This is a genomic window from Streptomyces sp. NPDC104307 (genome assembly GCF_055584045.1).
In genome coordinates, this window is record NZ_JBVJMU010000020.1 from 63,409 (window position 1) to 89,047 (window position 25,639).

25 protein-coding genes, 1 pseudogene and 1 riboswitch are annotated in these 25,639 nt (G+C 73.1%); of the genes and pseudogenes, 14 read left to right on the forward strand and 12 right to left on the reverse strand.

The window, feature by feature from the left end; genetic code table 11:
* Positions 1-38: 38 nt before the first annotated feature.
* From ACZ601_RS34095 to ACZ601_RS34105, 3 genes are all read left to right on the forward strand, one after another.
* The gene (locus tag ACZ601_RS34095) at positions 39-854 is read left to right on the forward strand and encodes an SURF1 family cytochrome oxidase biogenesis protein (RefSeq protein ID WP_469545136.1); all 816 of its coding nucleotides are present in this window, start codon (positions 39-41) and stop codon (positions 852-854) included.
* A gap of 115 nt (positions 855-969) precedes the next feature.
* Positions 970-2,781 carry a glycoside hydrolase family 15 protein gene (locus ACZ601_RS34100; protein WP_469545137.1) on the forward strand — a complete coding sequence of 604 codons (1,812 nt, stop codon included), beginning with the start codon at positions 970-972 and terminating at the stop codon, positions 2,779-2,781.
* Positions 2,782-2,785: 4 nt separating this feature from the next.
* Entirely contained in the window at positions 2,786-3,541 is a 756-nt protein-coding gene (locus tag ACZ601_RS34105; protein WP_469545139.1) for an SDR family oxidoreductase, read from the forward strand.
* Between the two features lie 315 nt (positions 3,542-3,856).
* On the opposite strand, the gene amaP is transcribed toward ACZ601_RS34105, so the two are convergent.
* Genes amaP through ACZ601_RS34130 form a run of 5 tightly spaced genes read right to left on the reverse strand, consistent with a single transcriptional unit; the run spans position 3,857 to position 6,183 of the window.
* A complete protein-coding gene (amaP, locus tag ACZ601_RS34110; RefSeq protein ID WP_440575103.1) occupies positions 3,857-4,444 on the reverse strand; it encodes an alkaline shock response membrane anchor protein AmaP in 588 nt (195 codons plus the stop codon).
* A complete protein-coding gene (locus ACZ601_RS34115; protein ID WP_469545142.1) occupies positions 4,441-5,127 on the reverse strand; it encodes a DUF6286 domain-containing protein in 687 nt (228 codons plus the stop codon). The genes amaP and ACZ601_RS34115 overlap by 4 nt, the downstream gene beginning before the upstream one ends.
* On the reverse strand, positions 5,124-5,486 hold the full coding sequence (locus tag ACZ601_RS34120) for an Asp23/Gls24 family envelope stress response protein (RefSeq protein WP_469545144.1): 363 nt from the start codon (positions 5,484-5,486) through the stop codon (positions 5,124-5,126). The genes ACZ601_RS34115 and ACZ601_RS34120 overlap by 4 nt, the downstream gene beginning before the upstream one ends.
* Complete coding sequence (locus ACZ601_RS34125) at positions 5,483-5,674, reverse strand: hypothetical protein (RefSeq protein WP_073735273.1); 192 nt, start codon at positions 5,672-5,674, stop codon at positions 5,483-5,485. The genes ACZ601_RS34120 and ACZ601_RS34125 overlap by 4 nt, the downstream gene beginning before the upstream one ends.
* A 32-nt stretch (positions 5,675-5,706) precedes the next feature.
* Positions 5,707-6,183 (reverse strand): Asp23/Gls24 family envelope stress response protein, encoded by a 477-nt coding sequence (locus ACZ601_RS34130; protein WP_440575100.1) that lies wholly within the window; start codon positions 6,181-6,183, stop codon positions 5,707-5,709.
* A 93-nt stretch (positions 6,184-6,276) separates the two neighbouring features.
* On the opposite strand from ACZ601_RS34130, the gene ACZ601_RS34135 reads away from it, so the two are divergent.
* Positions 6,277-7,017 carry a hypothetical protein gene (locus ACZ601_RS34135; RefSeq protein ID WP_469545147.1) on the forward strand — a complete coding sequence of 247 codons (741 nt, stop codon included), beginning with the start codon at positions 6,277-6,279 and terminating at the stop codon, positions 7,015-7,017.
* A gap of 72 nt (positions 7,018-7,089) precedes the next feature.
* Here the strand turns inward: ACZ601_RS34135 and ACZ601_RS34140 are convergent, their stop codons facing one another.
* From ACZ601_RS34140 to ACZ601_RS34150, 3 genes are all read right to left on the reverse strand, one after another.
* Positions 7,090-7,881 (reverse strand): enoyl-CoA hydratase/isomerase family protein, encoded by a 792-nt coding sequence (locus ACZ601_RS34140; protein ID WP_469545148.1) that lies wholly within the window; start codon positions 7,879-7,881, stop codon positions 7,090-7,092.
* Between the two features lie 149 nt (positions 7,882-8,030).
* On the reverse strand, positions 8,031-8,252 hold the full coding sequence (locus ACZ601_RS34145; RefSeq protein ID WP_018518904.1) for a helix-turn-helix domain-containing protein: 222 nt from the start codon (positions 8,250-8,252) through the stop codon (positions 8,031-8,033).
* Positions 8,253-8,593: 341 nt separating this feature from the next.
* Complete coding sequence (locus tag ACZ601_RS34150; protein ID WP_440575097.1) at positions 8,594-10,192, reverse strand: ABC-F family ATP-binding cassette domain-containing protein; 1,599 nt, start codon at positions 10,190-10,192, stop codon at positions 8,594-8,596.
* A 255-nt stretch (positions 10,193-10,447) separates the two neighbouring features.
* Between ACZ601_RS34150 and ypfJ the strand changes: the two genes are divergently transcribed.
* Both ypfJ and ACZ601_RS34160 read left to right on the forward strand, forming a co-directional pair.
* Entirely contained in the window at positions 10,448-11,338 is an 891-nt protein-coding gene (ypfJ, locus tag ACZ601_RS34155) for a KPN_02809 family neutral zinc metallopeptidase (protein WP_469545151.1), read from the forward strand.
* Positions 11,339-11,462: 124 nt separating this feature from the next.
* A complete protein-coding gene (locus ACZ601_RS34160; protein WP_469545153.1) occupies positions 11,463-11,876 on the forward strand; it encodes a VOC family protein in 414 nt (137 codons plus the stop codon).
* 119 nt (positions 11,877-11,995) lie between these two features.
* On the opposite strand, the gene ACZ601_RS34165 is transcribed toward ACZ601_RS34160, so the two are convergent.
* The 3 genes from ACZ601_RS34165 to ACZ601_RS34175 all read right to left on the reverse strand — a co-directional run bounded on the left by ACZ601_RS34165 (position 11,996) and on the right by ACZ601_RS34175 (position 15,409).
* A complete protein-coding gene (locus tag ACZ601_RS34165) occupies positions 11,996-13,306 on the reverse strand; it encodes a hypothetical protein (protein ID WP_469545275.1) in 1,311 nt (436 codons plus the stop codon).
* A 185-nt stretch (positions 13,307-13,491) separates the two neighbouring features.
* A complete protein-coding gene (locus ACZ601_RS34170; protein ID WP_469545155.1) occupies positions 13,492-14,619 on the reverse strand; it encodes an alpha/beta hydrolase in 1,128 nt (375 codons plus the stop codon).
* 112 nt (positions 14,620-14,731) lie between these two features.
* Positions 14,732-15,409, reverse strand: coding sequence for a class II aldolase/adducin family protein (locus ACZ601_RS34175; RefSeq protein WP_469545156.1), 678 nt, complete (start codon positions 15,407-15,409; stop codon positions 14,732-14,734).
* A gap of 235 nt (positions 15,410-15,644) precedes the next feature.
* On the opposite strand from ACZ601_RS34175, the gene ACZ601_RS34180 reads away from it, so the two are divergent.
* The 7 genes from ACZ601_RS34180 (at position 15,645) to ACZ601_RS34210 (ending at position 24,343) form a co-directional block, all read left to right on the forward strand.
* Positions 15,645-16,922, forward strand: a complete 1,278-nt coding sequence (locus ACZ601_RS34180; protein ID WP_469545158.1) for an inorganic phosphate transporter — start codon at positions 15,645-15,647, stop codon at positions 16,920-16,922.
* Positions 16,923-16,934: 12 nt separating this feature from the next.
* The gene (locus tag ACZ601_RS34185; protein WP_469545159.1) at positions 16,935-17,168 is read left to right on the forward strand and encodes a hypothetical protein; all 234 of its coding nucleotides are present in this window, start codon (positions 16,935-16,937) and stop codon (positions 17,166-17,168) included.
* 158 nt (positions 17,169-17,326) lie between these two features.
* Positions 17,327-17,459, forward strand: a riboswitch (cobalamin riboswitch).
* 150 nt (positions 17,460-17,609) lie between these two features.
* Positions 17,610-18,623 carry a cobalamin biosynthesis protein gene (locus ACZ601_RS34190; RefSeq protein WP_469545161.1) on the forward strand — a complete coding sequence of 338 codons (1,014 nt, stop codon included), beginning with the start codon at positions 17,610-17,612 and terminating at the stop codon, positions 18,621-18,623.
* Positions 18,620-20,275, forward strand: coding sequence for a cobyric acid synthase (locus ACZ601_RS34195; protein WP_469545162.1), 1,656 nt, complete (start codon positions 18,620-18,622; stop codon positions 20,273-20,275). Before ACZ601_RS34190 ends, ACZ601_RS34195 begins: the two co-directional genes overlap by 4 nt.
* Positions 20,272-22,311, forward strand: a complete 2,040-nt coding sequence (locus ACZ601_RS34200; protein WP_469545164.1) for a putative cobaltochelatase — start codon at positions 20,272-20,274, stop codon at positions 22,309-22,311. The genes ACZ601_RS34195 and ACZ601_RS34200 overlap by 4 nt, the downstream gene beginning before the upstream one ends.
* Positions 22,311-22,910, forward strand: coding sequence for a cob(I)yrinic acid a,c-diamide adenosyltransferase (gene cobO, locus ACZ601_RS34205; protein ID WP_469545165.1), 600 nt, complete (start codon positions 22,311-22,313; stop codon positions 22,908-22,910). The genes ACZ601_RS34200 and cobO overlap by 1 nt, the downstream gene beginning before the upstream one ends.
* Positions 22,904-24,343 (forward strand): cobyrinate a,c-diamide synthase, encoded by a 1,440-nt coding sequence (locus tag ACZ601_RS34210; RefSeq protein WP_469545167.1) that lies wholly within the window; start codon positions 22,904-22,906, stop codon positions 24,341-24,343. Before cobO ends, ACZ601_RS34210 begins: the two co-directional genes overlap by 7 nt.
* A gap of 38 nt (positions 24,344-24,381) precedes the next feature.
* Here the strand turns inward: ACZ601_RS34210 and ACZ601_RS34215 are convergent, their stop codons facing one another.
* Positions 24,382-25,104, reverse strand: coding sequence for a ZIP family metal transporter (locus ACZ601_RS34215; protein WP_440578146.1), 723 nt, complete (start codon positions 25,102-25,104; stop codon positions 24,382-24,384).
* Between the two features lie 127 nt (positions 25,105-25,231).
* Here ACZ601_RS34215 and ACZ601_RS34220 point away from each other — a divergent pair.
* Positions 25,232-25,624, forward strand: a pseudogene (locus ACZ601_RS34220) (cobalamin biosynthesis protein); the annotation flags it as partial.
* Positions 25,625-25,639 lie beyond the last annotated feature (15 nt).

Genomic DNA, 25,639 nt, shown 5'->3' on the forward strand with positions numbered 1-25,639 from the left:
CCGCGATGCACCCCATGACGCGGTTGTACCGTCATGGGGTGTACCGCTTCCTGTTGACCCGGCAGTGGCTGATCCTCGCCCTCCTCGCCCTCGTCATGATCCCCACGATGATCGAGCTGGGCTTCTGGCAGCTGCACCGGCATGAGCACAAGGTCGCGCAGAACGCCCTGATCTCGCACAACCTCAAGGCGAAACCGGTTCCGGTCGCCTCGCTCACCTCGCCCGGCCACGTCGTTCCGCGCTCCGACTACTGGCGCGCGGTGAAGGCCACCGGGACGTACGACGAGAAGCACGAGGTCGTGGTGCGGCGCAGGACGTCCACCGACGGGTCCATCGGCTTCCACGTGCTCGTCCCGTTCGACCTCAAGGGCGGCGGCACGGTCATGATCAACCGGGGCTGGATCGCCACCGCCGACGACCAGCGCGCCTTCCCCGACGTACCGGCCGCACCCAAGGGCGAGGTGACGGTCACCGGCCGGCTCAAGGCCGACGAGACGACGGGCAGCAGCGGCATCAAGGACCTCTCGGACCTGCCGGACCGCCAGGTGATGCTGATCAACAGCGCCCAGCAGGCCAAGCTGCTCTCCCGGCCGGTGCTCGGCGGCTACCTGGAACAGACCGGGCCGGTGCCGTCCGGCGACAGGCCCGAGCTGATCGAGGCCCCCGACGACAGCTCCATCGGCCCGCACATGGCGTATGCCGTGCAGTGGTGGCTGTTCGCCGCCGGGGTGCCGGTCGGCTACGTGGTGCTGGCCCGCCGGGAGAAGCGCGACCTGGTGGCGGCCGCGGCAGAGGCCGCCGGGGCGCAGGATTCCCCGGCGGAGCCCGGGAAGCCGGAGCCGGCGAAGGCCTGACGGCGCGTCGGACCCGTACGGGTCCGTGCCCGCACGGTCGTCCGGCGGGGTGACTCCCGCCGCACGTCGGACAACGGCTGCTTAGCCTGGGCGATGTTCGGGAACACGCCAGAACGTGACACCACTCATCGAGGACTACGCCCTCATCGGCGATCTCCAGACAGCCGCCCTGGTCGGAAAGAACGGTTCTGTCGACTGGCTCTGCCTGCCCCGCTTCGACTCGGGCGCCTGCTTCGCCGCCCTGCTCGGTGACGAGGACAACGGTCACTGGCGCATCGCACCGCAGGGCGCGGACACCTGTACCCGGCGTGCCTACGCCGGTGAATCCCTCGTCCTGGAGACCTTCTGGGAGACCCGTACCGGCACGGTCAAGGTCATCGACTTCATGCCGCAGCGCGACGCCGCACCCGACGTGATGCGGATCGTCGAGGGGGTCAGCGGCACCGTCGACATGTCCTCGGTGATCCGCCTGCGCTTCGACTTCGGCTCCGTCGTGCCCTGGGTGCGCCGCTCGCAGGGCCACCGGGTGGCGGTCGCCGGGCCGGACTCCGCCTGGCTGCGCAGCGAGCCACCGGTCAAGACCTGGGGCCAGCAGTTCTCCACCTGCTCCTCGTTCACCGTCTCCGCCGGGGAACAGGTCGCCTTCGTCCTGACCTGGCACCCCTCGCACTCGCCCCGGCCCGATCTGGTCGATCCCTTCGAGGCGCTGGAGAACACCCTCGCCGACTGGGCCACGTGGTCCGCGCGCTGCAAGTACCAGGGGCCCTACCGGGAGGCGGTGATGCGCTCCCTGATCACCCTGAAGGCCCTCACCTTCGGCCCGACCGGCGGCATCGTGGCGGCCCCCACCACCTCGCTGCCCGAGGAGATCGGGGGTGTACGGAACTGGGACTACCGCTTCTGCTGGCTGCGGGACTCCACGCTCACCCTCGGCGCCCTGATCTCGGCCGGCTATCTGGAGGAGGCCGGCGCCTGGCGGGACTGGCTGCTGCGCGCCGTCGCCGGGGACCCGGCCGACCTGCAGATCATGTACGGGCTCGCGGGCGAGCGCAGACTGCCCGAATCGGAACTGCCGTGGCTGCGCGGCTACGAGAACTCCGCCCCGGTCCGGATCGGCAACGCCGCGGTCCGTCAGCGTCAGCTCGATGTGTACGGGGAGGTCATCGACTCGCTGCGGCTGGCCCGCGACGCGGGCCTGGGCGACAAACCGCACGCCTGGAACCTCCAGCTCAGCCTGCTCGGCTTCCTGGAGTCCACCTGGCGCGAGCCCGACGAGGGGCTGTGGGAGATCCGCGGCCAGCGCCGCCACTTCGTGCACTCCAAGGTGATGGCCTGGGTGGCGGCCGACCGGGCCGTGCGCAGCCTGGAGGAGGACCCGTCGCTGACCGGCGACGCCGACCGCTGGCGGGCGATGCGGGACGCCGTGCACCGGGAGGTCTGCGAGAAGGGGTACGACCCGGTGCGCAACACCTTCACCCAGTCGTACGGATCACGGGACCTGGACGCCGCGACCCTGCTGATCGCCAGGACCGGCTTCCTGCCGCCCGACGACCCCCGGCTCGTCGGGACGGTGGACGCGGTCCGCGCCGAGCTGGGCAGTGACGGGCTGGTGCGCCGGTACAGCACCGACGGCCCCTCGATCGACGGCCTGCCGGGCGACGAGGGCGCCTTCCTGGCCTGCTCGTTCTGGCTGGCGGACGCGCTGCGGATGACGGGGCGCACCGAGGAGGCCACCGAGCTGTTCGAGCGGCTGCTGGCCCTCCGTAACGACGTGGGGCTGCTGGCCGAGGAGTACGACACCGCCGGACAGCGTCAGCTGGGCAACTTCCCGCAGGCCTTCAGCCACATCGGTCTGGTCGGCACGGCGGTGGCACTGGCGGAGGCGCGGACCCCCGAGGACACGGCGACGGGCGAGGCGGCAGGATAGAGCCATGGATCTTGGACTGAAGGACCGTGTGTACATTGTCACCGGGGCGACCCGGGGGCTGGGCAACGCCACGGCGAAGGCACTGGTGGACGACGGCGCGAAGGTGATCATCACCGGCCGGGACGAGAAGAGCGTCCGGGCGGCCGCCGACGACCTGGGCCCGGACGCCGTCGGGCTCGCCGCCGACAACGCCGACCCGTCCGTGGCGCAGCGGCTGGTGGACACCGCGCTGGAGGGGTGCGGCCGGCTCGACGGCATCCTCATCAGCGTCGGCGGTCCGGCGCCCGGTTCCGCCGCGGACAACACCGACGAGCAGTGGGAGTCGGCCTTCGAGTCGGTCTTCCTGGGCGCGGTACGGCTCGCCCGGGTGGCCGCCGCGGCGCTCGGCGACGGCGGGGTCATCGGCTTCGTGCTCTCCGGCTCCGTCCACGAGCCGATCGGCGGACTGACCATCTCCAACGGTCTGCGCCCAGGACTGGCCGGGTTCGCCAAGTCGCTGGCCAATGAGCTGGGCCCGCGCGGCATCCGGGTGGTGGGCGTGCTGCCGGCCCGGATCGACACGGACCGGGTCCGTGAGCTGGACGCGCTCTCGGGCGACGCGGAGGCCTCGCGCACGGCCAACGAGGCGCGCATCCCGCTGCGCCGCTACGGCACCCCGCAGGAGTTCGGCCGGACGGCGGCCTTCCTCCTCTCGCCCGCCGCCTCGTATCTGACCGGCATCATGGTCCCGGTCGACGGCGGCTCCCGGCACGGCTTCTGACCCGTCCGGCCCGAGGCCGTGTCTGACAAATAGCGCCGTCCGCCCGCAGGGCGGGGCTCGCGGCGCCTGGTGCGTGCGATCGCAAGGCGGAGGATCGCCCGTGTACTGGACGTACTCGGGCGACTCCGACAACGCCGCGAGCGATGGGGCCTCCCCTGCTCAAGCGAAGCCGAGAGCTCGGGGAAGTGCCAGGCGTCGCGAGCCAGGCGGTATTTGTCAGACACGGCCTCGGGCCGGTCGGGATGCGGCGGGCGGGCCGGATGATGACTTCTCCGGCCCGCCCGTCGTCGTATCCCGTACCGCCCGTACCGCCCGTCAGCTCACCCGCTCCGCGCGGTGCTTGACCGCCTTGAGCCGTACTTCGGCGGGCAGCCGGTCCAGCCCCGCGGAGTCCCTGGCATGGGCCAGCGCCTCGTCGCTCAGCCGGCCCAGCGCCTCGTCCGGTGCCGCGTCCGGCTCCACCAGCAGCCGGATCCTGGCCCGCGGTGCGCTGCGCTTCCCGGTCAGTACGACCTGGGCGCGCGCCACCCCGTCCAGGCCGCCCGCCTCCGCGGCGAGCGCACCCTCCAGGGCCCGGCCCCGCAGCAGGGCGCCCTCGCCGTCGCCGCTGTCCACCAGCACCTCGGAGAGCCGGGCCCGGCGCAGCTGGGCCAGCAGCCACCACAGGGCGAGCACGACGAGGACGGCGAGGACCGCGATCACCGTCGGCCACCACCAGCCGTCCGAGCGCCAGCGGGTGCGGTCGGCCTCGCTGAGCAGTACGTCGTTCTTCCCCGACCACGGCCACCAGGACGGGACGGAGAGGCCGGTGGCGGCGGCCAGCACTCCGCCGCCGAGGCAGACCAGCACCAGCCCGGCGAGGCCCAGCAGTACCCGGTTGACGGTCCTGCGCACGCCGCTCACCCCTTCTTCGCCGGACGGCGGACATGGACGGACAGACCGGGCGGCCTGGACAGGCCGAGTTCCGTGATGCCCGTGGAGAGCGCGGTGTCCAGGTCGGCCCGTACGTCGTCGAGTTCGCGGAAGTGCGAGACGGCCCGCACCTTCGCCTTGCTCCGGCGCATCCGGACCCGGACCGACTGCACGCCGGAGACCTCGACGGCCCGGTCGCGCAGCACCATCGCGGCCGCGGTCCGGTCGAGCGCGGCCCGGACGTCCGGGCGGTCGCGGCGCATCGGCAGCAGATCGCGGAGTCCGGGCGTGAGCGCGAGGAGGATCAACCACAGGCCGATGGCCGCCGCGACCGCCGCGCCGGTGAGTACCCAGACGTCGTTCACGGGCCGCCGCGCCAGCTCGTCGGCCAGTGTGCGGCGCCAATGCATCGCCGGATGGCCGGCCCGGACCGCCGCCACGTCGTACAGCAGAAGTCCGGCGCCGCCGAGGACCACAGTTGCGAGGATGCCGGCCGGCACCCGGCGGGCGGACCAGAAGCGGCCGCCGCCGCCCTCGCCCCGGTCCTTGGCGGGCACCGGCTCGTAGGACGCGCCCGAGGCGGACTGGTCCAGTTCGAGCACGTCACCGCGGACCACCGGCTGGACCGTCGGCAGCGGCCGCGTGCTGTGTTCCGGGTTCTGGGGCTCGGTCATCGGATCCTCCCCTGCGCCGCGAGACTCGCTCCTGAGGGGTGCAGGCGCTCGACCTGTACGGCCACTTCGGGCACCTCCATCCCCGCCAACGCCTTTACCCGCATCGCGACCCGCTGACGCACCGCGCCGCACTGGCGGCCGATGTCGCTGGGATATCCGAGTTCAAGGCTCACCCGTACCCGGGCGGTGTCACGGTGCACCGTGACCGTGGCGCGCGGCGACGCGCCTTCCTCGGCCGGCTCGTCGACGGCCTCCTTCGCGGCCTGAGCGGCGATCTTCGCGACCACCCGGTCGGCGATCCGGGTCTCCCCCCGCTCCGCGGCGGCGACCCGGTCGCCCGCCCCCGACACGGCCGTCACCGCCGTCGGTCGCCGCGATCGCGACTCCGGAAGAAGTCGCCGGGCTCCAGATCACCGTCCAGGAAGCGGCCGGCGATGAAGCCGACCGCCCCCAACGCGGCCACCAGCAGGAAGGCCCCGAACCCGCCGAAATATCCGGCGAATCCGAGCGCCATGCCCGCCACCATGCCGACCACAGCCATGCTCATCGTGCGCTCCTCAACTACCTCGGACCGGAGGACTACTGGAGACGTGGCTCGGGCTGATCGTCGTCGTCATCCTCGTCGGGCAGCTTCACATCGCTCACCGCGATGTTGACCTCGACGACTTCGAGACCCGTCATCCGCTCGACGGCCGCGACCACGTTCTCCCGTACGTCACGGGCGACATCCGCGATCGACACGCCGTAGTCGACGACGATCTCCAGATCGAGGGCGGTCTGCGACTCACCGACCTCGGCCTTCACGCCCCGGGTGACGGACTTGCCGCCGCCGGGCACCCGGTCGCGCACCGCGCCGAAGGTGCGGGAGAGGCCGCTGCCCATCGCGTGCACGCCTTCCACATCGCGTGCCGCCATTCCGGCGATCTTCTCGACCACCCCGTCCGCGATCGTCGTACGGCCGCGGCTGCCGGGGTCTCCCCCGCCACGCTTGGTCAAGGACGAGCTCGCGTCCTTGTCGGGGTTCTCTGGCCGGTTCCGCTGTGGGGTCTCGGTCATCGCCGTTCTTCCCTTCGGGGCAGGAATGGACTTCATTGCCCACATTAAGTGCGCTTGCCCCGTCTCGCGCCGTGGATGCGGCAGGCTGAGGGAATGACGACGGCTGACAGCCCGAACAGGGCCGACGGATGGACCGCTGCGGTTCGGCAACGACTCGGTCTGGGCAGGCTGCTCCCGCTGGGCGGCCCGGCGGACGGGGCCTGGATCTCGGAACGGGCCGCAGTCGCGGTGCTCCGCCGGGCGGTGCGCGGCCCGGGGCCGGTGCTCGGTGAGCTGAGGATCGCGGTGGCCGATCCGGACACGGCCCCCGGTGCGCGGGTGCCGTCTCCCCCGAGTGCGCTGCCGCCGGGACCGCTGCGGATCGAGGCGACCATGGCGGCGACGGCCGACCAGCCGTTGCCGGCCGCCGCGGCGGCCCTGCGCTCCGCGCTGCTGGCGGCGGCCTCGCTCCGGCTCGGCCTGGAGGTCCGCGAGGTGGATCTCCAGGTCACGGAGCTGCTGGAGACCGAACCGGAGCGGGCGGAGCCCGAGCCGGACGGGGCGCGCGCGGCGAAGGCCGAGGGCACGGCGGGCCTGGCGGCCGCCGGGGTGGCCGGTGTCTCGACGCTGACCCGGGTGCTGGGCCCCGCCGTGCACACGGACGCGGATCACGTACGGGTCGAGCTGGCCACCGACGACGGCCACCGCGCGCTCGACGTGGCACGCGCGGTGCGGGTCGCGGTGACGGAAGCGGTGGACGGGCATCCGCCGGTCGCGGTGCTGGTCACGGCCGTAGCGGGGCCCACGCCCCGGCCGGACGCGCCGGAAGCTGAACCGGGCGCGCCGGAGGGCTGAGCCGGGCGTGCCGGGGCCGGAGGCCGGTGCGCGGAAAAGCCGGAGGCGGGATGCCTCCGGCCGGGTGACGGGTCAGTCGGACGCGCCCGCCAGATCGCGCAGCCGACGGCCCTGCGCGGCCCGTTCAGCGGTGCGCTGCTCCTCGTACGTCCGCGAGACGGCGCCGCTCAGCAGGGCCTTGGTCTCGATGAGGGCGTCGCGCGGGGCGGCCAGCAGGGCGCCGGCCAGATCGCGGGCGGCTCCGTCGAGCTCCGCCGCGGGCACCACGAGGTTGGCCAGCCCGGTGCGCTCGGCCTCCTCGGCGTGCACGAAGCGGCCGGTGGCGCAGATTTCGAGCGCGCGCGCGTACCCCACCAGGTGCACCAGGGGGTGCGTGCCGGTGAGGTCGGGCACCAGCCCGAGGCTGGTCTCGCGCATGGCGAACTGTACGTCCTCGGCGACGATCCGCAGATCGCAGGCGAGGGCGAGCTGGAAGCCCGCACCGATGGCGTGCCCCTGGACTGCCGCGATCGACACGAGGTCGTTGCGGCGCCACCAGGTGAACGCGGACTGGTACTCGGCGATGACCGCGTCGAGGTCGGCCTCCGGGCCACGCCCCATGTCGAGGAACGACGGCTCGCCGTCGAAGCCCTCCGGGGTGAACGCCTGGCGGTCGAGGCCCGCGGAGAAGGACACACCTTCGCCACGCAGCACGACGACCCGCACACTGCCGGGCAGGGCCCGTCCGGCCTCTGTCAACGCCCGCCACAGAGCGGGGGACTGAGCGTTGCGCTTGGCCGGATTGGTGAGGGTCACCGTGGCAACCGCGTCGTCGACGGTGAGTCGTACGCCGTCCTTGTCGAGCACAGTGTCGAGCGAGGTCATGAAGCGCCTCCGGATCGGGTGCAGTCAGCACAGAGCTAAGTGACTGAACAGTAACCACCCGATCGACCATACGATCGACCGGGTGGCCACCACCGAACCGGTGGGCCACGGAGCGGATCAGGCGATCCGCTCCGGTCCGGCGACGGCTGTCAGGCCGTCGCGGCCTTCTTGCCTCGTGTCGCGCCGCCGCGTCCTCGCAGCGTCACTCCGGACTCGCTGAGCATCCGGTGGACGAACCCGTAGGAGCGGCCGGTTTCCTCGGCCAGCGCCCGAATGCTCGCACCGGAGTCGTACTTCTTCTTCAGGTCTGCCGCGAGCTTGTCGCGCGCGGCGCCGGTTACCCGGCTGCCCTTCTTCAGAGTCTCGGCCACCCGTGCCTCCTCGTGGGAAGTGCGCTCTGGACTCTCATGATCACCCCTCCGGCGCTTCCTGGCCACCCATTCGGCAAGGTCAGTGCGACCTGATTCACGCCCCGGGAGTGCGCCGGAATGATCGGAATCCCGCATTCCGCAGGGCTGTGGAGGGCCCCTGGGGAGCCCTCCGGGAAAAACGTCCAGGTCAGGGCCGTGCGGGTATTGCGCCCGGAAATGGGTGCGCCCGGCAGGTATCTGCCGGGCGCCGCGCCGAGGTACGAGACGTACTCACGCAGATGATGGATCACGCGTAGGCCGAATGATCCAGCAGGAGTGGATCAATGGACGGCCCTGCGGGGTCAGGCCAGCGAGACCAGGTCCCGGTAGTCCGCACCCCACAGGTCCTCGACCCCGTCGGGCAGCAGGATGATGCGCTCGGGCTGGAGCGCCTCGACCGCGCCCTCGTCGTGCGTGACGAGGACGACCGCGCCCTTGTACGTGCGCAGCGCGCCGAGGATCTCCTCGCGGCTGGCCGGGTCGAGGTTGTTGGTGGGCTCGTCGAGCAGGAGCACGTTGGCGGAGGAGACCACCAGCGTCGCCAGGGCGAGCCGGGTCTTCTCGCCGCCGGAGAGCACGCCCGCCGGCTTGTCGACGTCGTCACCGGAGAAGAGGAACGAGCCGAGCGTCTTGCGGACCGCGACGAGGTCGAGGTCGGGCGCGGCGGAGCGCATGTTCTCCAGGACGGTGCGGTCCGGGTCGAGGGTCTCGTGCTCCTGGGCGTAGTAGCCGAGCTTGAGTCCGTGGCCCTCGATGACCTCGCCGGTGTCGGGCTTCTCCGCGCCGCCGAGGAGGCGCAGCAGCGTGGTCTTGCCCGCGCCGTTGAGGCCGAGGATGACGACCCGGGAGCCCTTGTCGATGGCGAGGCCGACGTCGGTGAAGATCTCCAGCGATCCGTAGGACTTGGAGAGGCCCTCCGCCATCAGCGGGGTCTTGCCGCACGGCGAGGGGTCGGGGAAGCGCAGCTTGGCGACCTTGTCGGAGACCCGCACGGCCTCCAGGCCGGAGAGCAGCCGGTCGGCGCGCTTGGCCATGTTCTGCGCGGCCACGGTCTTGGTGGCCTTGGCGCGCATCTTGTCGGCCTGGGCGTTGAGGGTGGCGGCCTTCTTCTCGGCGTTCTGGCGCTCGCGCTTGCGGCGCTTCTCGTCGGCCTCGCGCTGCTGCTGGTAGAGCTTCCAGCCCATGTTGTAGACGTCGATCTGGGAGCGGTTGGCGTCGAGGTAGAAGACCTTGTTGACGACGGTCTGGACCAGCTCCTCGTCGTGGGAGATCACGACGAAGCCGCCCCGGTAGCTCCTGAGGTAGTCGCGCAGCCAGACGATGGAGTCGGCGTCGAGGTGGTTGGTGGGCTCGTCGAGGAGCAGGGTGTCGGCGTCCGAGAAGAGGATCCTGGCCAGCTCGACCCGGCGGCGCTGACCGCCGGAGAGCGTGTGGAGCGGCTGGGCGAGCACCCGGTCGGGCAGGCTGAGGGCCGCGGCGATGGTGGCTGCCTCGGCCTCTGCGGCGTATCCGCCCTTGGTGAGGAACTCCGTCTCCAGGCGCTCGTACTTCTTCATCGCCTTCTCGCGGGTGGCGCCCTTGCCGTTCGCCATCCGCTCCTCGTTCTCGCGCATCCTGCGGAGGGTCTCGTCGAGGCCGCGGGCGGAGAGGACGCGGTCGCGGGCGAGCACGTCGAGGTCGCCGGTGCGCGGGTCCTGCGGGAGGTAGCCGACCTCGCCGGAGCGGGTGATGGTGCCGGCGGCGGGGGTGCCCTCGCCCGCGAGGCACTTGGTGAGGGTGGTCTTGCCCGCTCCGTTGCGGCCGACGAGGCCGATGCGGTCGCCCTTGGCGATGCGGAAGGAGGCGGATTCGATAAGCATGCGGGCGCCGGCGCGCAGCTCGATGCCGGAAGCGGTGATCACGGGAAAAACTCCAGGGCGGAATGGACGGCGGAGGAACGGCTAGCTATTCACGACTCGAACGCCGCTACTCACGCATACGCACAAGGAGAGTTGCCATGAGGACCAGTCTACTGGCGGTGTCCAATCGCTTTTCCGCCTGCTCCCACTCCCCGCCACCCGACCCCCACCCTTGACCCGATAAGGGGCATCCTGGTGTGAACTATCTGATACTCGGCGCAGGGCGGTGCGCGGCCGCGCGGAGCAGAGGGTGGTGCCATGCGGTTCGACGACGACGCCGGTCTGGACACGTCCGAGGTCCGGGATGCGCGCGGCAGCCGCGTCCCGGGCGGCAGGGCCACCGTGGGCGGCGGCATCGCGGCGGTCATCGCGCTGATCCTGGGGCTGCTCTTCGGCGTCGGCCCCGACGAGCTCGGCCTCTCCTCCGGTGACTCGGGCACGACCGCGACCGCGTCGTCGGCCGCCCAGGTCGAGCAGGACTGCCGGACCGGCCGGGACGCCGCCACCAAGGACGACTGCCGGACGGTCGCGGTGGTCAACAGCGTCCAGGACTACTGGAGAGCGGAGTTCGCCCGGGGCGGAGCCACCTACGGGAACGCCCGCACGGTCCTGTTCACCGACCGGATCAGCACCGCCTGCGGCTCCGCGACCTCGGCCGTCGGGCCGTTCTACTGCCCCGGGGACCGGCAGGTCTATCTGGACCTGGGGTTCTTCGACGAGCTGCGGACCACGTTCGGGGCGAGCGGCGGGCCTTTCGCCCAGGCCTACGTCGTGGCGCACGAGTACGGGCACCACGTGCAGAACCAGCTGGGGACGCTGGGCCGGGCGCGGGACGGGCGGACCGGCGAGAACAGCGACGCGGTGAAGGTGGAGCTCCAGGCGGACTGTTACGCCGGGGTCTGGGCGCACCACGCGACGACGACACCCGACGCGACGACGGGCCGGCCGCTGATCACCGAGCTGACCGGGGCCGACATCCGGGACGGCCTCGACGCCGCTGCGGCGGTCGGGGACGACCGGATCCAGGAGAGGTTCCAGGGCCGGGTCACCCCGGAGTCCTGGACGCACGGATCGGCGGCGCAGCGGCAGCAGTGGTTCAGCGCGGGGTTTCGCGGCGGCGACCCGGCCGGCTGCGACACACTCCGCTGACCTGCGGGAACCGCTTCCGTACCCGCGTCCGGCAGTGCGTTGTCAGTGCCCGGTGCGAGACTGAGACACAGATCACATACGAGTCGGGCGCGGGGTCCTGGCGACGCGAGAAGGGGTGAGCGCGATGGCGGGCTCAACGGCAGGTGTGCCCTCGGTGTTTCCGACGATTCTCTACGACGACGCGAAGGCCGCGATCAAGCAGCTGACGGAGGCCTTCGGCTTCACCGCCGAAGCGGTGTACGAGGGCGAGGACGGCACCGTGATGCACGCGGAGCTGTCCAGCGGGAACGGCAGGGTGATGCTGGGCTCCAAGGGCCGCGAGGGGATCTTCGCTAAGGCGATGCGGGGATCCGGGCCGGTCGGTGTCTACGTGGTGGTCGACGACACCGACGCGCACCACGCGCGGGCGGTGGAGCACGGGGTGGAGATCCTGATGCCGCCCACCGACCAGGACTACGGCTCGCGCGACTACATGGCGCGGGACGCGGAGGGCAACGTGTGGAGCTTCGGGACGTACACCCCGGGGGCGGCGGACTGACGGCGCACCCGGGACCGGCGGGCTGACTGCGGGCTGACAGCGGGCTGACTGCGGGCTGACTGCGGGCTGACTGCGGTCCGGCCGGCGGGGGTCTCCCCCGGGCCGGCCGGACCGGCCGCTCAGGCTCCGCCGGTGTGCACCTGGAACGCGGCCTTGCGGACCGCTTTGGCGAGTGCCGGGTCGGGGTGCGCGGCGGCCAGCGCCACCAGGACCTGGACGGTGCGCGGATGGCCCACCGCCCTCACCTCGTCGAGGAGGGCCGGGACGCTGCCCTGCACGGCCGAGTCGAGGTGGCGGACCAGCAGCGCGGTCTCGCCGTGGTCGGCCACGGCCGCCGCGGTGTCGACCCAGAGCCAGGTGGCCTCCTCCCGGCTGAGGACCTCCTGAGCGTCCTCGGGGTCGGCTCCCTCGTACTCCGCGAGCCAGAGCAGCGCGTAGGGGCGCAGCGACGGGTCGGCCACGACGGAGCGCACCTCGGGCTCCGCGGGTGCGCCGACCACCCGGAGCGCCTCGAAGGCGAGCCCGCGCAGCAGCGCGTCCTCGCCCCGGGCCACCCCGAGCAGTTCGGCGACGGCGCTGCCGACGGGGCGGGCGGCCAGCCAGGCGCGGTACTCGGCTCGGGCCGGTCCGGGGGTGAGCCGGGCGCAGCCGAGCAGCATGTCGGCGGCGGACTGCTCGATGTTGCCGGCCGGGCTCTGGGCGGCGACGCAGATCTGCTCCAGCTTGACCCAGACCGCCCAGTTGCCGAGGGGGGTGAGGGTGGCGTGCCCGGAGCCGAGGGTGAGCGCGCCGACGGCGGCGAGCCCCTCCAGGGCCCAGTCCAGCAGGAGGGCGACCAGCGCCTCCGGGTGGGCGGTGGGAGCCGCCTCCGCGGGGACCGGCAGCGGCTGCGGCCCGTACGGCACCTCGCAGCGCTCCTCGTGCAGTTCCGCGACGCGCTGGCCCAGCAGGTCGAGCAGGGCGGGCACGGTGACCGGGCCCGCCGAGAGCTGGAGGAGGGAGAGCACCTGGGGCACGGCCTCGACGGCCTCCGCGACCGCGGTGGACTCGATGTCCTGTGGCGCGGGGTGGACGAGGGACCAGGCGTCGAAGAGCGCCACCCAGCCGCGGAGCACGGCCGAGTCGTCGCGGTCCCAGGCGCGCAGCCGCCAGCCGGGCCGTGCGGTGTCGCCGTGCAGTTCGACGAGCCCGGCCAGCCGGGCCCGGTCCCAGCCGGACCGCACCTGGCCCGGGGACAGTTCAAGTTCCGAACAGGCCCGTTCGAGCGCCGTCGCGGCCAGCGGCGGGGTGCCTGAGCGGGAGCCGCCGGCTGCCCAGCGGGCGATCCGCACGGCGTCGGCGAGAGCGGTCCTGGCCTGTCGGGCCAGTTCCGCCCGGGGCGGAGTGCCCTCGGGCGGGCGGGGAGCCGGCCTGGTGCGCCGGGTGATCACGGCCTTGTGAGCGGTGGCGAGGGGTCGCGGGCGGACAAGTCGCAGCCTGGAGTCGCGCGGGGTACGGGACGTCACGGGGAGCAGTCTTGCCTCTGACAGCCCGAAAGCCCAAACGGAACCCGGATCAACGGTGTTCCGGGCCGTCCGCGCCGTCCGGGACCAATCCGCAGAAGCGGCGCATCAGCTCACATCAGGGGCGTGAGGAAGCGGCGCAGCGTCTCCTCGTAGTACACCGGGTCGGCGTTCCACATCGCCGCATGCGGAGCCTGCGCCACGGGGTGCAGGGCGACCAGCTCGGGGCGGTGGGCGGCGAGCGCGCGGGACGGCTGCCAGGGCGCCAGGGTGTCGTCCGGCCCGTGGAAGATCAGGGTGGGCACGTGCAGGGTCCGGGGCAGCGAGGTGTCCAGGAGCCGGGTGCCGCGCAGTCCGGTCTGTCCCTGGGCGGCCCGGACGGCGAGGGGCAGCAGGGCGGACGGCACCCCGCGGGCGGCGGCCAGGGCGCGCAGGGTGGTGTCCCGGTCCAGCACCGGGGAGTCGAGGACGAGGCCGCAGATCCGGTCCCGGAGCGCGGAGTTGGCGGACGCGTGGAGCGCCATGGAGGCGCCGGTCGACCAGCCGTGCAGCACCACCTGCTCGGCGCCGTAGCGCACCGCGAAGCGGATGGCCGCGTCCAGGTCGCGCCATTCGGACTCCCCGAGGTGGCTGAGGCCGTCCGGGGAGCGTGGTGCTCCGGGGTCGCCCCGGTAGGCGATGTCGAGCACCGGCAGCTGCTGTCCGTTCAGGAAGCCGAGCAGGTTCAGGGGGTGTTCCCTGGTGGTGCCGATGCCGTGCGCGGTGATGACCCAGGTGTCCCGGGGGCCGGGCACGAACCAGGCGGGCAGGGCGCCGAGCTCGCCGGTGATCTCGACGTCGCGGTGTTCGAGGCCGAGGGCCGTGGTGGGGTCACCGGTGTGCAACTCGGGCGTGAGGCGCACCTTGGCACCGGGGCGCAGGGTGCCTCGGTTGACGCGCTCCAGCCGGCGCACGACGGTGTCGGCGGCCTGGTGGGCCTGGTCGATCACCGGGCCGACGACGGCGTGGACGTCGTCACCGACCAGCCCGTAGGTGCCGGGCCGCAGCGCGGCGAAGGAACGGGTCAGGGTGACCTGCCCCGCCGCCGTCGCGTGCACGGTGACTCTGCGGTCGGCGGGGAACGGACGTCCGGACGGCGCCTTGAGGGCGACGTCGCTGGCGTACCGGCCGGCCGCGACCGCTGCCGCACCGGCGCCGAGGATGGAGGTGACGACTGCTGCCGTCGCTGTTGCCGGGCGCACGGCTTCAGTCTCCTGGCCGCCCGCGGACTCGGCCAGCGGGCGGGGGCCGTACGGTGACGGCCCCCGCCCGCCCCGGCGGGCTCAGAGGCCGGCCGGACGCCACCCGACAGTCTCAGCCCGGCTGCCCGTACCCCTTCAGCGCCTCCCCGACGTCGCTCAGCTGGTCCGGGGTGAGCAAGGCCGGGGAGCGGCCGGGGACGGCGCTCGCGGCGAGCCAGAGGCGGCACAGCCATTCGAGCTGGGCGGTGCGGTCGTACGCCTCTTCGAGGGTGGCTCCATAGGTGACGGTTCCGTGGTTGCCGAGCAGGCAGCCGGTGCGGTCCCGCAGGGCGGTCAGCATGTTCGCCGCCAGCTCCTCGGTGCCGTACCTGGCATAGGCGGCGACCCGGACGGGGCCGCCCAGCAGCGCGGCCGCGTAGTGGATCGGCGGGACCTCGGCCACGAGCGTCGAGACGGCCGTGGCGTGCACCGCGTGGGTGTGCACGACGGCGGCCGCCGCCGTGTTCCGGTAGACGGCGAGATGGAGCGGAAGCTCGCTGGTGGGCGCCAGCTCACCGAGGATCCGGTTGCCCTCCAGGTCGACGCCGACCAGGTCCTCGGGGCGGAGCCGGTCGTACGGCACACCGCTCGGGGTGACCAGGACGGTGTCGCCCACCCGCGCGGAGACGTTGCCCGAGGTACCGACGACCAGACCGTCGGCCGCCGTCCTGCGGGCGGTGGCGACGACCGCGCCCCAGGCCCGTTCGATGTCCCGGGTGTGTTCGACCGAACCCTGCCGCTGATCGCTCATACGAAGATCCTTTCCACTGATGAGCGGTCCATGATTCCGCCTCCCGCCGGAGACCGGCCGGGCCCGGATTCGGGGCCCACACCGCGCCGTGCCCGTCCCGCCCTGTCGGACCACGGCCAAACGGGGCGAGGCCGCTCCGGTTGGGGTCACCGCAACGCCCTGTTCAGTTCATCTTCCGTTCACCCAGGTTGCCTACGTTCCTCGTGCCACTGACGTCGAACGATTGCCTGGGTAAATGGAACACATCACGCTGCTGCTCGCGATTGTGATCGTGACAGCTCTAGTGTTCGATTTCACGAACGGTTTCCACGACACCGCCAACGCGATGGCGACCACCATCTCGACCGGCGCACTCAAACCCAAGACAGCGGTGGCGATGTCCGCCGTTCTCAACCTCGTCGGCGCGTTCCTGTCGGTGGAGGTCGCCAAGACGATCTCCGGCGGGATCATCAATGAGGACGGCCTCAGAACCGAGGTCATCTTCGCGGCGCTCGTCGGCGCCATCCTGTGGAATCTGCTGACCTGGCTGGTCGGGCTCCCGTCCAGCTCCTCCCACGCCCTCTTCGGCGGTCTGATCGGCGCCGCGGTGATGTCCGCGGGCTGGTCGTCGGTCGACGGCGGCACCGTCGTCACCAAGGTGCTGCTCCCCGCGGTCGCCGCCCCGATCGTCGCCGGACTGGCCGCGCTGCTGGCCACCAAGCTGACGTACCGGATCGGCGGGAAGGTCCAGGGTGGCGCCCAGGAGAAGGCGACCGCCAAGGGCTACCGCGCCGGGCAGATCGCCTCCGCCGGGCTGGTCTCCCTCGCCCACGGCACCAACGACGCACAGAAGACGATGGGCATCATCACCCTGGCCCTGGTCACCGGCGGAGTCCTCTCCCCCGGTTCGAACCCGCCGGTCTGGGTCATCGTCAGCGCCGGAATGGCCATCGCGCTCGGCACCTACCTCGGCGGCTGGCGCATCATCCGCACCATGGGCAGCGGACTGACCGAGCTCAAGCCGCCGCAGGGCTTCGCCGCCCAGACCAGTGCGGCCACGGTCATCCTGGCCTCCTCGCACCTCGGCTTCTCCCTCTCCACCACCCAGTCCTGCTCCGGCGCGGTGATGGGCGCCGGTCTCGGCCGCCGGGGCGGTGTGGTCCGCTGGTCCACCGCCACCCGGATGTTCGTCGCCTGGGGTCTGACGCTGCCGGCCGCCGGTCTGGTCGGCGCGGGGGCGGAGTTCCTCACCAAGCAGGGCACCTGGGGAGTCGTGCTCGTCGCCGTACTGCTGGTCGCGGGCTCCGGAGCGATCTGGGTCCTGTCCCGCCGCAAGCCGGTCGGCCAGGACGATGTCGCACCCGGCGCCCAGGACCGCGCTCCGGTCACCCCGGACGCCGAACCCGCGGGCGTCATCACCACCGCCATCGCGGCCGTCAGCCCGCCGCCCACCTCGGCCGCCCAGGCCCACGAACTCACCGCCACCATCCCGGCCCCGGCCGTAGCCGACCCGGCACGACCCGCCACGGTGTAAGGAAGATCCTCCATGAACATCGACTGGGCAGCCCTCGGCACCGTCTTCGGCGTCTCTCTCGTCGCCACCGTCGCGCTGGTGGGCCTCTTCACCCTGGGCATCGCCGGCCTCTCCAGGCAGCCGGAACCGGCCGAGCGTGGCGGGCAGTCCGGCGGGTCCCTGCTGCTCGCCCGCGCGGGCGCGTACGTCTGCTTCGGACTGTGCGCGGCGGCGGTGGCCTACGGGATCTATCTGATCGTCGCCTGATCCACAGCCCCTGATCCACCCGACGCGTCGGGCCGGCCGCACCTCGCGTGCGGCCGGCCCGATGTGCGTCTCAGCACACTGCACCGTCGCAGGTCAACGGTAGGTTGACTGGCGTTCGCGGAGCGTGGTGGACTGCCGGAGCCATTACGGCGACAGCAGAGGAAGCCGGTGCGAATCCGGCGCGGTCCCGCCACTGTCACCGGGGAGCAGTCCCCCACCACCGGAAGTCACGGTCCACGCCGAGTGGGCTGGAAGACCGGGGGAACTGCGGATCCGGGAGCCAGGAGACTCTCGTCGCCGGTCACGTCGAACCAGGGCGCGGACCCTGAGTGAGGACATATCGCCATGCCCGGCCGCCGTGCGCCCGTCTCCATGTCTCCCCTTCGACCAGCACCAGGTGTCCGCGCGAAAGCTGTCCGAGGCGCGACGGCCGGCTGAACCGTGCGTGCCGATCGCATCTTCGCGTACGGCGCCACGGCCGGTCTGATCGGTGATCTGCTGCTCGGTGATCCCCGCCGGGGACATCCGGTCGCCGCCTTCGGGCGCGCCGCGGCAGACGTCGAACGCCGCCTGTGGCGCGACCACCGCGGGTGGGGCGCCCTGCACACTCTGGTCTGCGCCGGAGGCGCCGCCGGGGGTGCCGCACTGGCCGCCCGCGCGCTGCGCCGCCGTCCCGCCGCCGCCGTCGCGCTGACCGCCGCAGCCACCTGGTCCGTCGTCGGCGGTACGTCGCTGGGGCGCGAGGCCCGGTCCATCGGCGGTGCGCTGGCCGCCGGGGACCTCGGCCTGGCGCGGGAGCGGCTGCCCCATCTGTGCGGCCGCGACCCGCAGTCCCTGGACGGGCCGCAGATCGCCCGCGCGGTGGTGGAGTCCGTCGCGGAGAACACCTCAGACGCCGTGGTCGGCGCCCTGGTGTGGGGTGCGCTGGGCGGGGTCCCCGGACTCGTCGGTTTCCGGGCCGCCAACACCCTGGACGCGATGGTCGGCCACCGGTCGCCCCGCTACCTGCGCTACGGCTGGGCCTCGGCCCGCCTCGACGACCTCGTGGGCTGGCCGGGAGCCCGGCTCACGGCCCTGCTCGCCGTCGCCGCCGGCGGCCGGCCCCGGGGTGCGCTGCACGCCTGGCGGGCGGATGCCGCCAAGCACCCGAGCCCCAACGCGGGCCCCGTGGAGGCCTCGTTCGCCGGCGCGCTCGGCGTACGGCTCGGCGGCACCCTCGCCTACGGCGGCCGGGTCGAGCACCGCCCCGTACTCAACGGCGAGACGGGCCGGGCGGTGGCGACCGAGGACATCGAACGCGCCGTACGGCTGTCGCGCCGGATCGGAGTGCTGGCCCTCGGCGTGAGCGTGGCGGCCCGGCTGGGCGTGGCCGCCGCCGCACGACGGATCACCTCGACGCGCGGCCCGGGGACAGCTGCCCCGGGTACGCGCACCTCAGGACGGAGACCGACATGAGCGGCGGACTGCTGGTCGCCGGGACCACCTCGGACGCGGGCAAGAGCGTCGTCACGGCGGGGATCTGCCGCTGGCTGGTGCGCCGGGGGGTGAAGGTCGCGCCGTTCAAGGCGCAGAACATGTCCCTCAACTCCTTCGTCACCCGTGAGGGCGCCGAGATCGGCCGGGCCCAGGCCATGCAGGCCCAGGCCGCCCGGGTGGAGCCGACCGCGCTGATGAACCCGGTGCTCCTCAAGCCCGGCAGCGACCGCTCCAGCCAGGTCGTCCTGATGGGGCGCGCGGTCGGCGAGATGAGCGCCCGCGGCTACCACGGCGGCAGGCAGGAGCAGTTGCTGTCCACCGTCGTGGACTGCCTGGAGCAGCTCCGGTCCACCTATGACGCGGTGATCTGCGAGGGCGCGGGCAGCCCGGCCGAGATCAACCTCCGGCGCACGGACATCGTGAACATGGGCATCGCACGGGCGGCGCGCTTCCCGGTGGTGGTCGTCGGGGACATCGACCGGGGCGGGGTCTTCGCGTCGTTCTTCGGTACGACGGCGCTGCTGGCCGCGGCGGACCAGGAGCTGATCGCCGGCTACCTGGTCAACAAGTTCCGCGGTGACGTGTCGCTGCTGGAGCCGGGCCTGGACATGCTGCTAGGTCTCACCGGGCGGCCCACGTACGGGGTGCTGCCGTTCGCCCACGGCCTCGGCATCGATGAGGAGGACGGGCTGCGGGTCTCGCTGCGCGGCACCGTACGCGAGTCGGTCGTGGCGCCGCCGCACGGTGAGGACATCCTGCGCGTCGCCGTGTGCGCCGTGCCGCTGATGTCGAACTTCACCGACGTGGACGCGCTCGCCGCGGAACCGGGCGTCGTCGTGCGGTTCGTGGACCGTCCGGAGGAGCTGTCCGACGCCGACCTCGTCATCGTGCCCGGCACCCGGGGCACCGTGAAGGCGCTGGCCTGGCTGCGCGAGCGCGGGCTCGCCGACGCGCTGCGGCGGCGCGCCGCGGAGGGCCGCCCGGTCCTCGGCATCTGCGGCGGCTACCAGATCCTCGGCGAACACATCGAGGACGAGGTGGAGTCGCGCGCGGGGCAGGTCGACGCGCTCGGGCTGCTGCCCGTCCTCGTCCGGTTCGAGCGCGAGAAGACCCTCGCCCGGCCGGTCGGTGAGGCGCTCGGCGCCCCCGTGGAGGGGTACGAGATCCACCACGGCGTCGCGGACGTACGCGGCGGTGAGCCGTTCCTCACCGACGGTCAGGGGCAGCGGCTCGACGGCTGCCGGTCCGGCGCGGTGTGGGGCACCCACTGGCACGGCTCGCTGGAGAGCGACGCGTTCCGCCGCCGCTTCCTGACCGAGATCGCGCGGGCCGCGGGGCGCCGCTTCGTCCCCGCCCCCGACACCTGCTTCGCCGCCCTGCGCGAGGAGCAGCTCGACCTCCTCGGTGACCTCATCGAGGAGCACGCGGACACCGACGCGCTGTGGCGGCTCATCGAGTCGGGCGCACCTGCGGGACTCCCCTTCATCCCGCCCGGAGCGCCCGGAGCCCCCGCGGCACGCGAAGCCCCGCGCAGGACCGCCCCGCTGGAACAGCCGGAACCACTGGAACAGCCTGAACCGCCGCAACAGCCCGAACCGCTGGAAACCGCCGCCACCAAGGAGGCCCTGTGAGTACGCCGTACCCCTTCACCGCCATCGTCGGGCAGGACGATCTCCGGCTCGGCCTGCTGCTCAACGCCGTCTCGCCGGCCGTCGGCGGAGTGCTGGTGCGCGGCGAGAAGGGCACCGCCAAGTCCACCGCCGTGCGCGCGCTGGCCGCGCTGATGCCGGAGGTGTCCGTCGTCCCTGGGTGCCGGTTCTCCTGCGACCCCGCCTCGCCCGACCCGGCGTGTCCCGACGGCCCGCACGAACCGGCCTCCGGCGTGTCGCGGGCGGCCCGGACGGTCGAGCTGCCCGTCGGCGCGTCCGAGGACCGGCTGGTCGGCGCCCTCGACATCGAACGGGCGCTGGCCGAGGGCGTGAAGGCCTTCGAACCGGGGCTCCTCGCAGACGCCCATCGCGGAATCCTGTACGTGGACGAGGTCAACCTCCTCCATGACCACCTGGTCGACCTCTTGCTGGACGCGGCCGCCATGGGCGCCTCCTACGTGGAGCGCGAGGGCGTCTCCGTACGGCATGCCGCCCGCTTCCTGCTGGTCGGGACGATGAACCCGGAGGAGGGCGAGCTCAGGCCGCAGCTCCTGGACCGGTTCGGGCTGACCGTCGAGGTCGCCGCCTCCCGGGATACCGATCTGCGGGTCGAGGTGGTGCGCCGGCGGCTCGCGTACGACGACGACCCGGCCGGCTTCGCCGCCCGATGGGCAAAGGAGGAGGGCGCACTGCGGGACCGGATCGCGGCCGCGCGGGCGCTGCTGCCCCAAGTGCGGCTCGGTGACGGCGCGTTGCGGCAGATCGCGGCGACCTGCGCGGCCTTCGAGGTCGACGGGATGCGGGCCGATATCGTGATGGCAAGGACCGCCACGGCGCTGGCCGCCTGGGACGGGCGTACCGACGTGCAGTCCGAGGACGTACGGCAGGCGGCCCTGCTCGCGCTCCCCCACAGGCGCCGGCGCAATCCGTTCGACGCGCCGGGGCTCGACGAGGACAAGCTCGACGACACGCTGGAGCAGAACAACTCCGAGGACGACGATCCGGACCCGGACGGCCCCGGTGGCGGCGGCCCGCCGCCGCAGGGCGACGGGCCCGACACACCGCCTCGGCCCGAGGGCGGCGCCGACGACACGCCCGAGGGGTCAGGGCCGGAACAGTCCGTGCCCGAGCAGGGCAAGGAGCGCGAACCAGGGCAGGGTCAGCCCGTCGGGGGCGGCGAGCAGCAGCCCGTGCGGGCCGGCGAGCCGTTCCGGACGAAGATGCTGAGCGTGCCCGGCCTGGGCGAGGGCGCGGCGGGGCGGCGCTCCCGGGCGCGTACCGAGCACGGGCGTACCACCGGCGCACGGCGTCCGCAGGGCGCGCTCACCAAGCTGCACCTGGCCGCCACCGTGCAGGCCGCCGCCCCGCACCAGCGGGCGCGGGGCCGGTCCGGGCGGGGCCTGGTGGTGCGGCGGGACGATCTGCGACAGGCCACCCGGGAGGGGCGCGAGGGGAACCTCGTGCTGTTCGTCGTGGACGCGTCCGGCTCGATGGCCGCCCGGCAGCGGATGACCGCCGTGAAGGGCGCGGTCCTCTCCCTGCTGATGGACGCCTATCAGCGGCGGGACAAGGTCGGGCTGATCACCTTCCGGGGCAAGGAGGCGGCCGTGGTGCTGCCGCCGACCTCCTCGGTGGACGCGGCCGCCGCCCGGCTGGAGACGCTGCCCACCGGAGGCCGCACCCCGGTGGCCGCCGGGCTGCTGAAGGCCCATGACGTGCTGCGGGTGGAGCGGCTGCGCGATCCCTCGCGTCGGCCGCTGCTGGTCGTGGTGACCGACGGGCGTGCGACCGGCGGTCCGGAGCCGGTGGCGCTGGCCGCGCGGGCCGCCCGGCTGCACGAGGCCGAGGGCACCGCGTCCGTGGTCGTGGACTGCGAGTCGGGTCCGGTGCGCCTCGGCCTGGCGGCGAGTCTCGCGGCCGAGCTGGGCGGCACCGCCGTCACGCTCGACGAGCTGCGGGCCGACTCGATCGCCGGGCTGGTCAAGGATGTTCAGGGTGACAACAGGAGGGCAGCGTAGTGCCGCAGGGACAGCCGGTCAGTGTGCCGGACGACGGACTCACCACCCGGCAGCGCCGCAACCGGCCGCTGCTGATGGTGCACACCGGTATCGGCAAGGGGAAGTCGACGGCGGCCTTCGGGCTGGCGCTGCGCGCCTGGAATCAGGGCTGGCCGGTCGGAGTCTTCCAGTTCGTGAAGTCCGCGAAGTGGAAGGTCGGCGAGGAGAACGCGCTGAAGGTCCTCGGCGCGAGCGGTGAGGGCGGGCCCGTCGTCTGGCACAAGATGGGCGAGGGCTGGTCCTGGGTCCAGCGCGACCAGCAGCTCGACAACGAGGCGGCGGCCCGCGAGGGCTGGGAACAGGTCAAGCGCGACCTCGCCGCCGAGACGCACCGGCTCTACGTGCTCGACGAGTTCGCCTACCCGATGCACTGGGGCTGGGTCGACACCGAAGAGGTGGTCCAGGTACTGCGCCACCGGCCCGGTTCGCAGCACGTGGTGATCACCGGGCGCAACGCGCCCGCCGCGCTGCTGGACGCGGCGGACCTGGTGACAGACATGTCGAAGGTCAAGCACCCGATGGACGCCGGGCAGAAGGGCCAGAGGGGCATCGAGTGGTGACGATTCCGCGCCTGGTCATCGCCGCGCCGTCGTCCGGCAGCGGCAAGACCACCGTCGCGACGGGCCTGATGGCCGCCTTCGCCGGACGCGGACTCGCCGTGTCCGGGCACAAGGTGGGGCCCGACTACATCGACCCCGGCTACCACACGCTTGCCACCGGGCGCCCCGGGCGCAATCTCGACGCGTACATGTGCGGCCCCGAGCTGATCGCCCCGTTGTTCGCGCACGGGGCGCGCGGCTGCGAACTGGCGGTCGTCGAGGGCGTGATGGGGCTGTACGACGGGGCCTCCGGGCTCGGTGAACTGGCGTCCACCGCGCATGTCGCGAAGCTGCTGCGGGCGCCGGTGGTACTGGTCGTGGACGCGTCCTCGCAGTCGCGCTCCGTGGCGGCGCTGGTGCACGGCTTCGCCTCATGGGACCCGCAGGTACGGATCGGCGGGGTGATCCTCAACAAGGTCGGCTCCGACCGGCACGAGGCGCTGCTCCGCGAGGCCCTGGAGGAGTCCGGGGTGCCGGTGCTGGGGGCGCTGCGGCGGGCCGGGCAGCTGGCGGTGCCGTCGCGGCATCTGGGCCTGGTGCCGGTGGCGGAGCGCCGGGGCGACGCGGTGGCCGCGGTCGCGGCGATGGCGGAGCAGGTGCTGGCCGGGTGCGACCTGGAGGGGCTGCTGGCGCTGGCCCGGTCCGCGCCGCCGGTGACGGGTGAGGTGTGGGACGCGGTGGGGGCGGTGAGCGCGGTGGGCGGCTTCGGCCTGGGCTCCGCTCCGGATCCCGCTCCTCGTCGAACGTCGGAGGGGCTGGACAGCACATCGGAGGGGCTGAACAGCACATCGGCCGGGGTGCGGATCGCTGTCGCGTCCGGGGCCGCGTTCACCTTCTCCTACGCAGAGCACAGCGAGCTGCTCACCGCCGCCGGGGCCGAGGTCGTGCCGTTCGACCCGTTGCGCGACGAGTCGTTGCCCGAGGGGGCTCGGGGGCTGGTCATCGGGGGCGGGTTTCCCGAGGTGTACGGGCCCGAGCTGTCCGCCAACGAGCCGTTGCGCAAGGCCGTCGCGGAGCTGGCGGCGTCCGGGGCACCGCTGGCCGCCGAGTGTGCGGGGCTGCTCTATCTGGCACGGTCGCTGGACGGGCTGCCGATGTGCGGGGTGCTGAACGCGGAGGGCCGGATGTCCCAGCGGCTGACGCTCGGTTACCGGGACGCCGTGGCGCTCACCGACAGCGTTCTCGCGGCGGCCGGTACCCGGATGCGCGGGCACGAGTTCCACCGCACCGTGCTGGAGCCGGGCGCCGGGGACGAGCCGGCCTGGGGCATGCACCGGCCGGAGCGACGCGTGGAGGGGTTCGTGCGGCGGGGCGTCCACGCGAGCTACCTGCACACCCACTGGGCCGCCGCGCCCGGCACCGCCCGCCGGTTCGTCGAGAAGTGCGCGGGATGAACCACGGACACGGCGCCGGGCGGCACACCGTCAGCCCGTCAGTCCGCGATGCCCACCACCAGCCAGATGAAGCCCACCCCGGCGACCGTCCACAGCAGCGTGGAGCGGGCCGGATGGTCATGGTGCGCCTCGGGAAGGATCTCGGCCGCGGCGAGGTAGAGCAGCACTCCGCCGAAGAAGCCGAGATAGCAGCCGAGGAGTTCCGCCGGAAGGGTGAACAGGAGCGTCGTCGCCGCACCGACGACGGGCGCCGCCGCGTCCGCGTAGAGCATCGCGAGGGCCTTGCGGCGGGCGTTCCCGTACAGGCTGGTGATCGTGTACGTGTTGAAGCCGTCCGCGAAGTCGTGGGTGATCACGGCGAGGGCGACGGCCGCGCCCATGCCGCCGCCCACCTGAAAGGCCGCGCCGAGCGCCACGCCGTCCATCAGGCTGTGCCCGACCATCGCCGCCGCCGCTGTCAGCCCGACCTGGGGCACCCGTTCCTCGCCCGCCCCGTGCGCGGCCTGGCGTACCGCGAGCAGCCGCTCCACCAGGTGTGCGACCAGGAAGCCGCCGACGAACAGCAGCAGGGCCGCCGGGACGCCGAAGACCAGTCCACCGGCGGCCTCGATCGCCTCCGGCAGCAGGTCCAGGCCGACCACGCCGAGCATCAGTCCGCCGGCGAAGCCGAGTACGAGGTGGCGCCGGTCGGTGACGCGCTGGGCGACCCAGCCACCGGCCAGGGTCATCAGGAACGCGCCGAGCGCGACGAACACCGCCATGGGCTCTTGCTAGCCGATTGACCCCGGTGCGCGCATCTCAGGGTGTGCGCCGTCACTGCTGTCATCAGTCCGGAAGGAGTGCTCCATGACCGAAAGCGCCGGCGGTCACCTGCCCGGTCCGCCGGTCCCCTCGCTCACCGTCGGGGTCGGTGCCTCCAGGGGTGCGCCGCAGGACGAGGTGCTCGGGCTGATCCGGGACACCCTGTCAGGGGCCGGGCTCTCTCCGCTGGGCGTCGCGGAGTTGGCGACCGTCGATGCCAGGGCCGGGGAGCCGGGGATCGTGGCCGCCGCCGCACGGCTCGGGGTACCGCTGCTGACGTACCCGGCCGAGGTGCTGGCCCGGGTCGAGGTGCCGCATCCGTCCGGCGCGCCGCTCGCCGCCGTCGGCACGCCCTCGGTGGCGGAGGCCGCGGCGCTCGCCGGGGGCGGCGAACTCCTCGTACCGAAGCGGAAGTCTCACCCGGAGGGGCGCCCGGCGATGGTCACCTGCGCGGTCGTCCGCCGGGCCCCGCGCCGCGGCCCCGCCGTCGAAGAG

What these genes read in the sequence shown, in the direction of transcription:
- ACZ601_RS34135 (WP_469545147.1), top strand. Translation starts at nt 6,277, where the DNA reads ATGACGACGGCTGACAGCCCGAACAGGGCCGACGGATGGACCGCTGCG.
- ACZ601_RS34215 (WP_440578146.1), bottom strand. Translation starts at nt 25,104, where the DNA reads ATGGCGGTGTTCGTCGCGCTCGGCGCGTTCCTGATGACCCTGGCCGGT.
- ACZ601_RS34175 (WP_469545156.1), bottom strand. Translation starts at nt 15,409, where the DNA reads ATGAGCGATCAGCGGCAGGGTTCGGTCGAACACACCCGGGACATCGAA.
- ACZ601_RS34160 (WP_469545153.1), top strand. Translation starts at nt 11,463, where the DNA reads ATGGCGGGCTCAACGGCAGGTGTGCCCTCGGTGTTTCCGACGATTCTC.
- ACZ601_RS34140 (WP_469545148.1), bottom strand. Translation starts at nt 7,881, where the DNA reads ATGACCTCGCTCGACACTGTGCTCGACAAGGACGGCGTACGACTCACC.
- ACZ601_RS34105 (WP_469545139.1), top strand. Translation starts at nt 2,786, where the DNA reads ATGGATCTTGGACTGAAGGACCGTGTGTACATTGTCACCGGGGCGACC.
- ACZ601_RS34125 (WP_073735273.1), bottom strand. Translation starts at nt 5,674, where the DNA reads ATGAGCATGGCTGTGGTCGGCATGGTGGCGGGCATGGCGCTCGGATTC.
- ACZ601_RS34195 (WP_469545162.1), top strand. Translation starts at nt 18,620, where the DNA reads ATGAGCGGCGGACTGCTGGTCGCCGGGACCACCTCGGACGCGGGCAAG.
- ypfJ (WP_469545151.1), top strand. Translation starts at nt 10,448, where the DNA reads ATGCGGTTCGACGACGACGCCGGTCTGGACACGTCCGAGGTCCGGGAT.
- ACZ601_RS34130 (WP_440575100.1), bottom strand. Translation starts at nt 6,183, where the DNA reads ATGACCGAGACCCCACAGCGGAACCGGCCAGAGAACCCCGACAAGGAC.
- ACZ601_RS34180 (WP_469545158.1), top strand. Translation starts at nt 15,645, where the DNA reads ATGGAACACATCACGCTGCTGCTCGCGATTGTGATCGTGACAGCTCTA.
- ACZ601_RS34115 (WP_469545142.1), bottom strand. Translation starts at nt 5,127, where the DNA reads ATGACCGAGCCCCAGAACCCGGAACACAGCACGCGGCCGCTGCCGACG.
- ACZ601_RS34185 (WP_469545159.1), top strand. Translation starts at nt 16,935, where the DNA reads ATGAACATCGACTGGGCAGCCCTCGGCACCGTCTTCGGCGTCTCTCTC.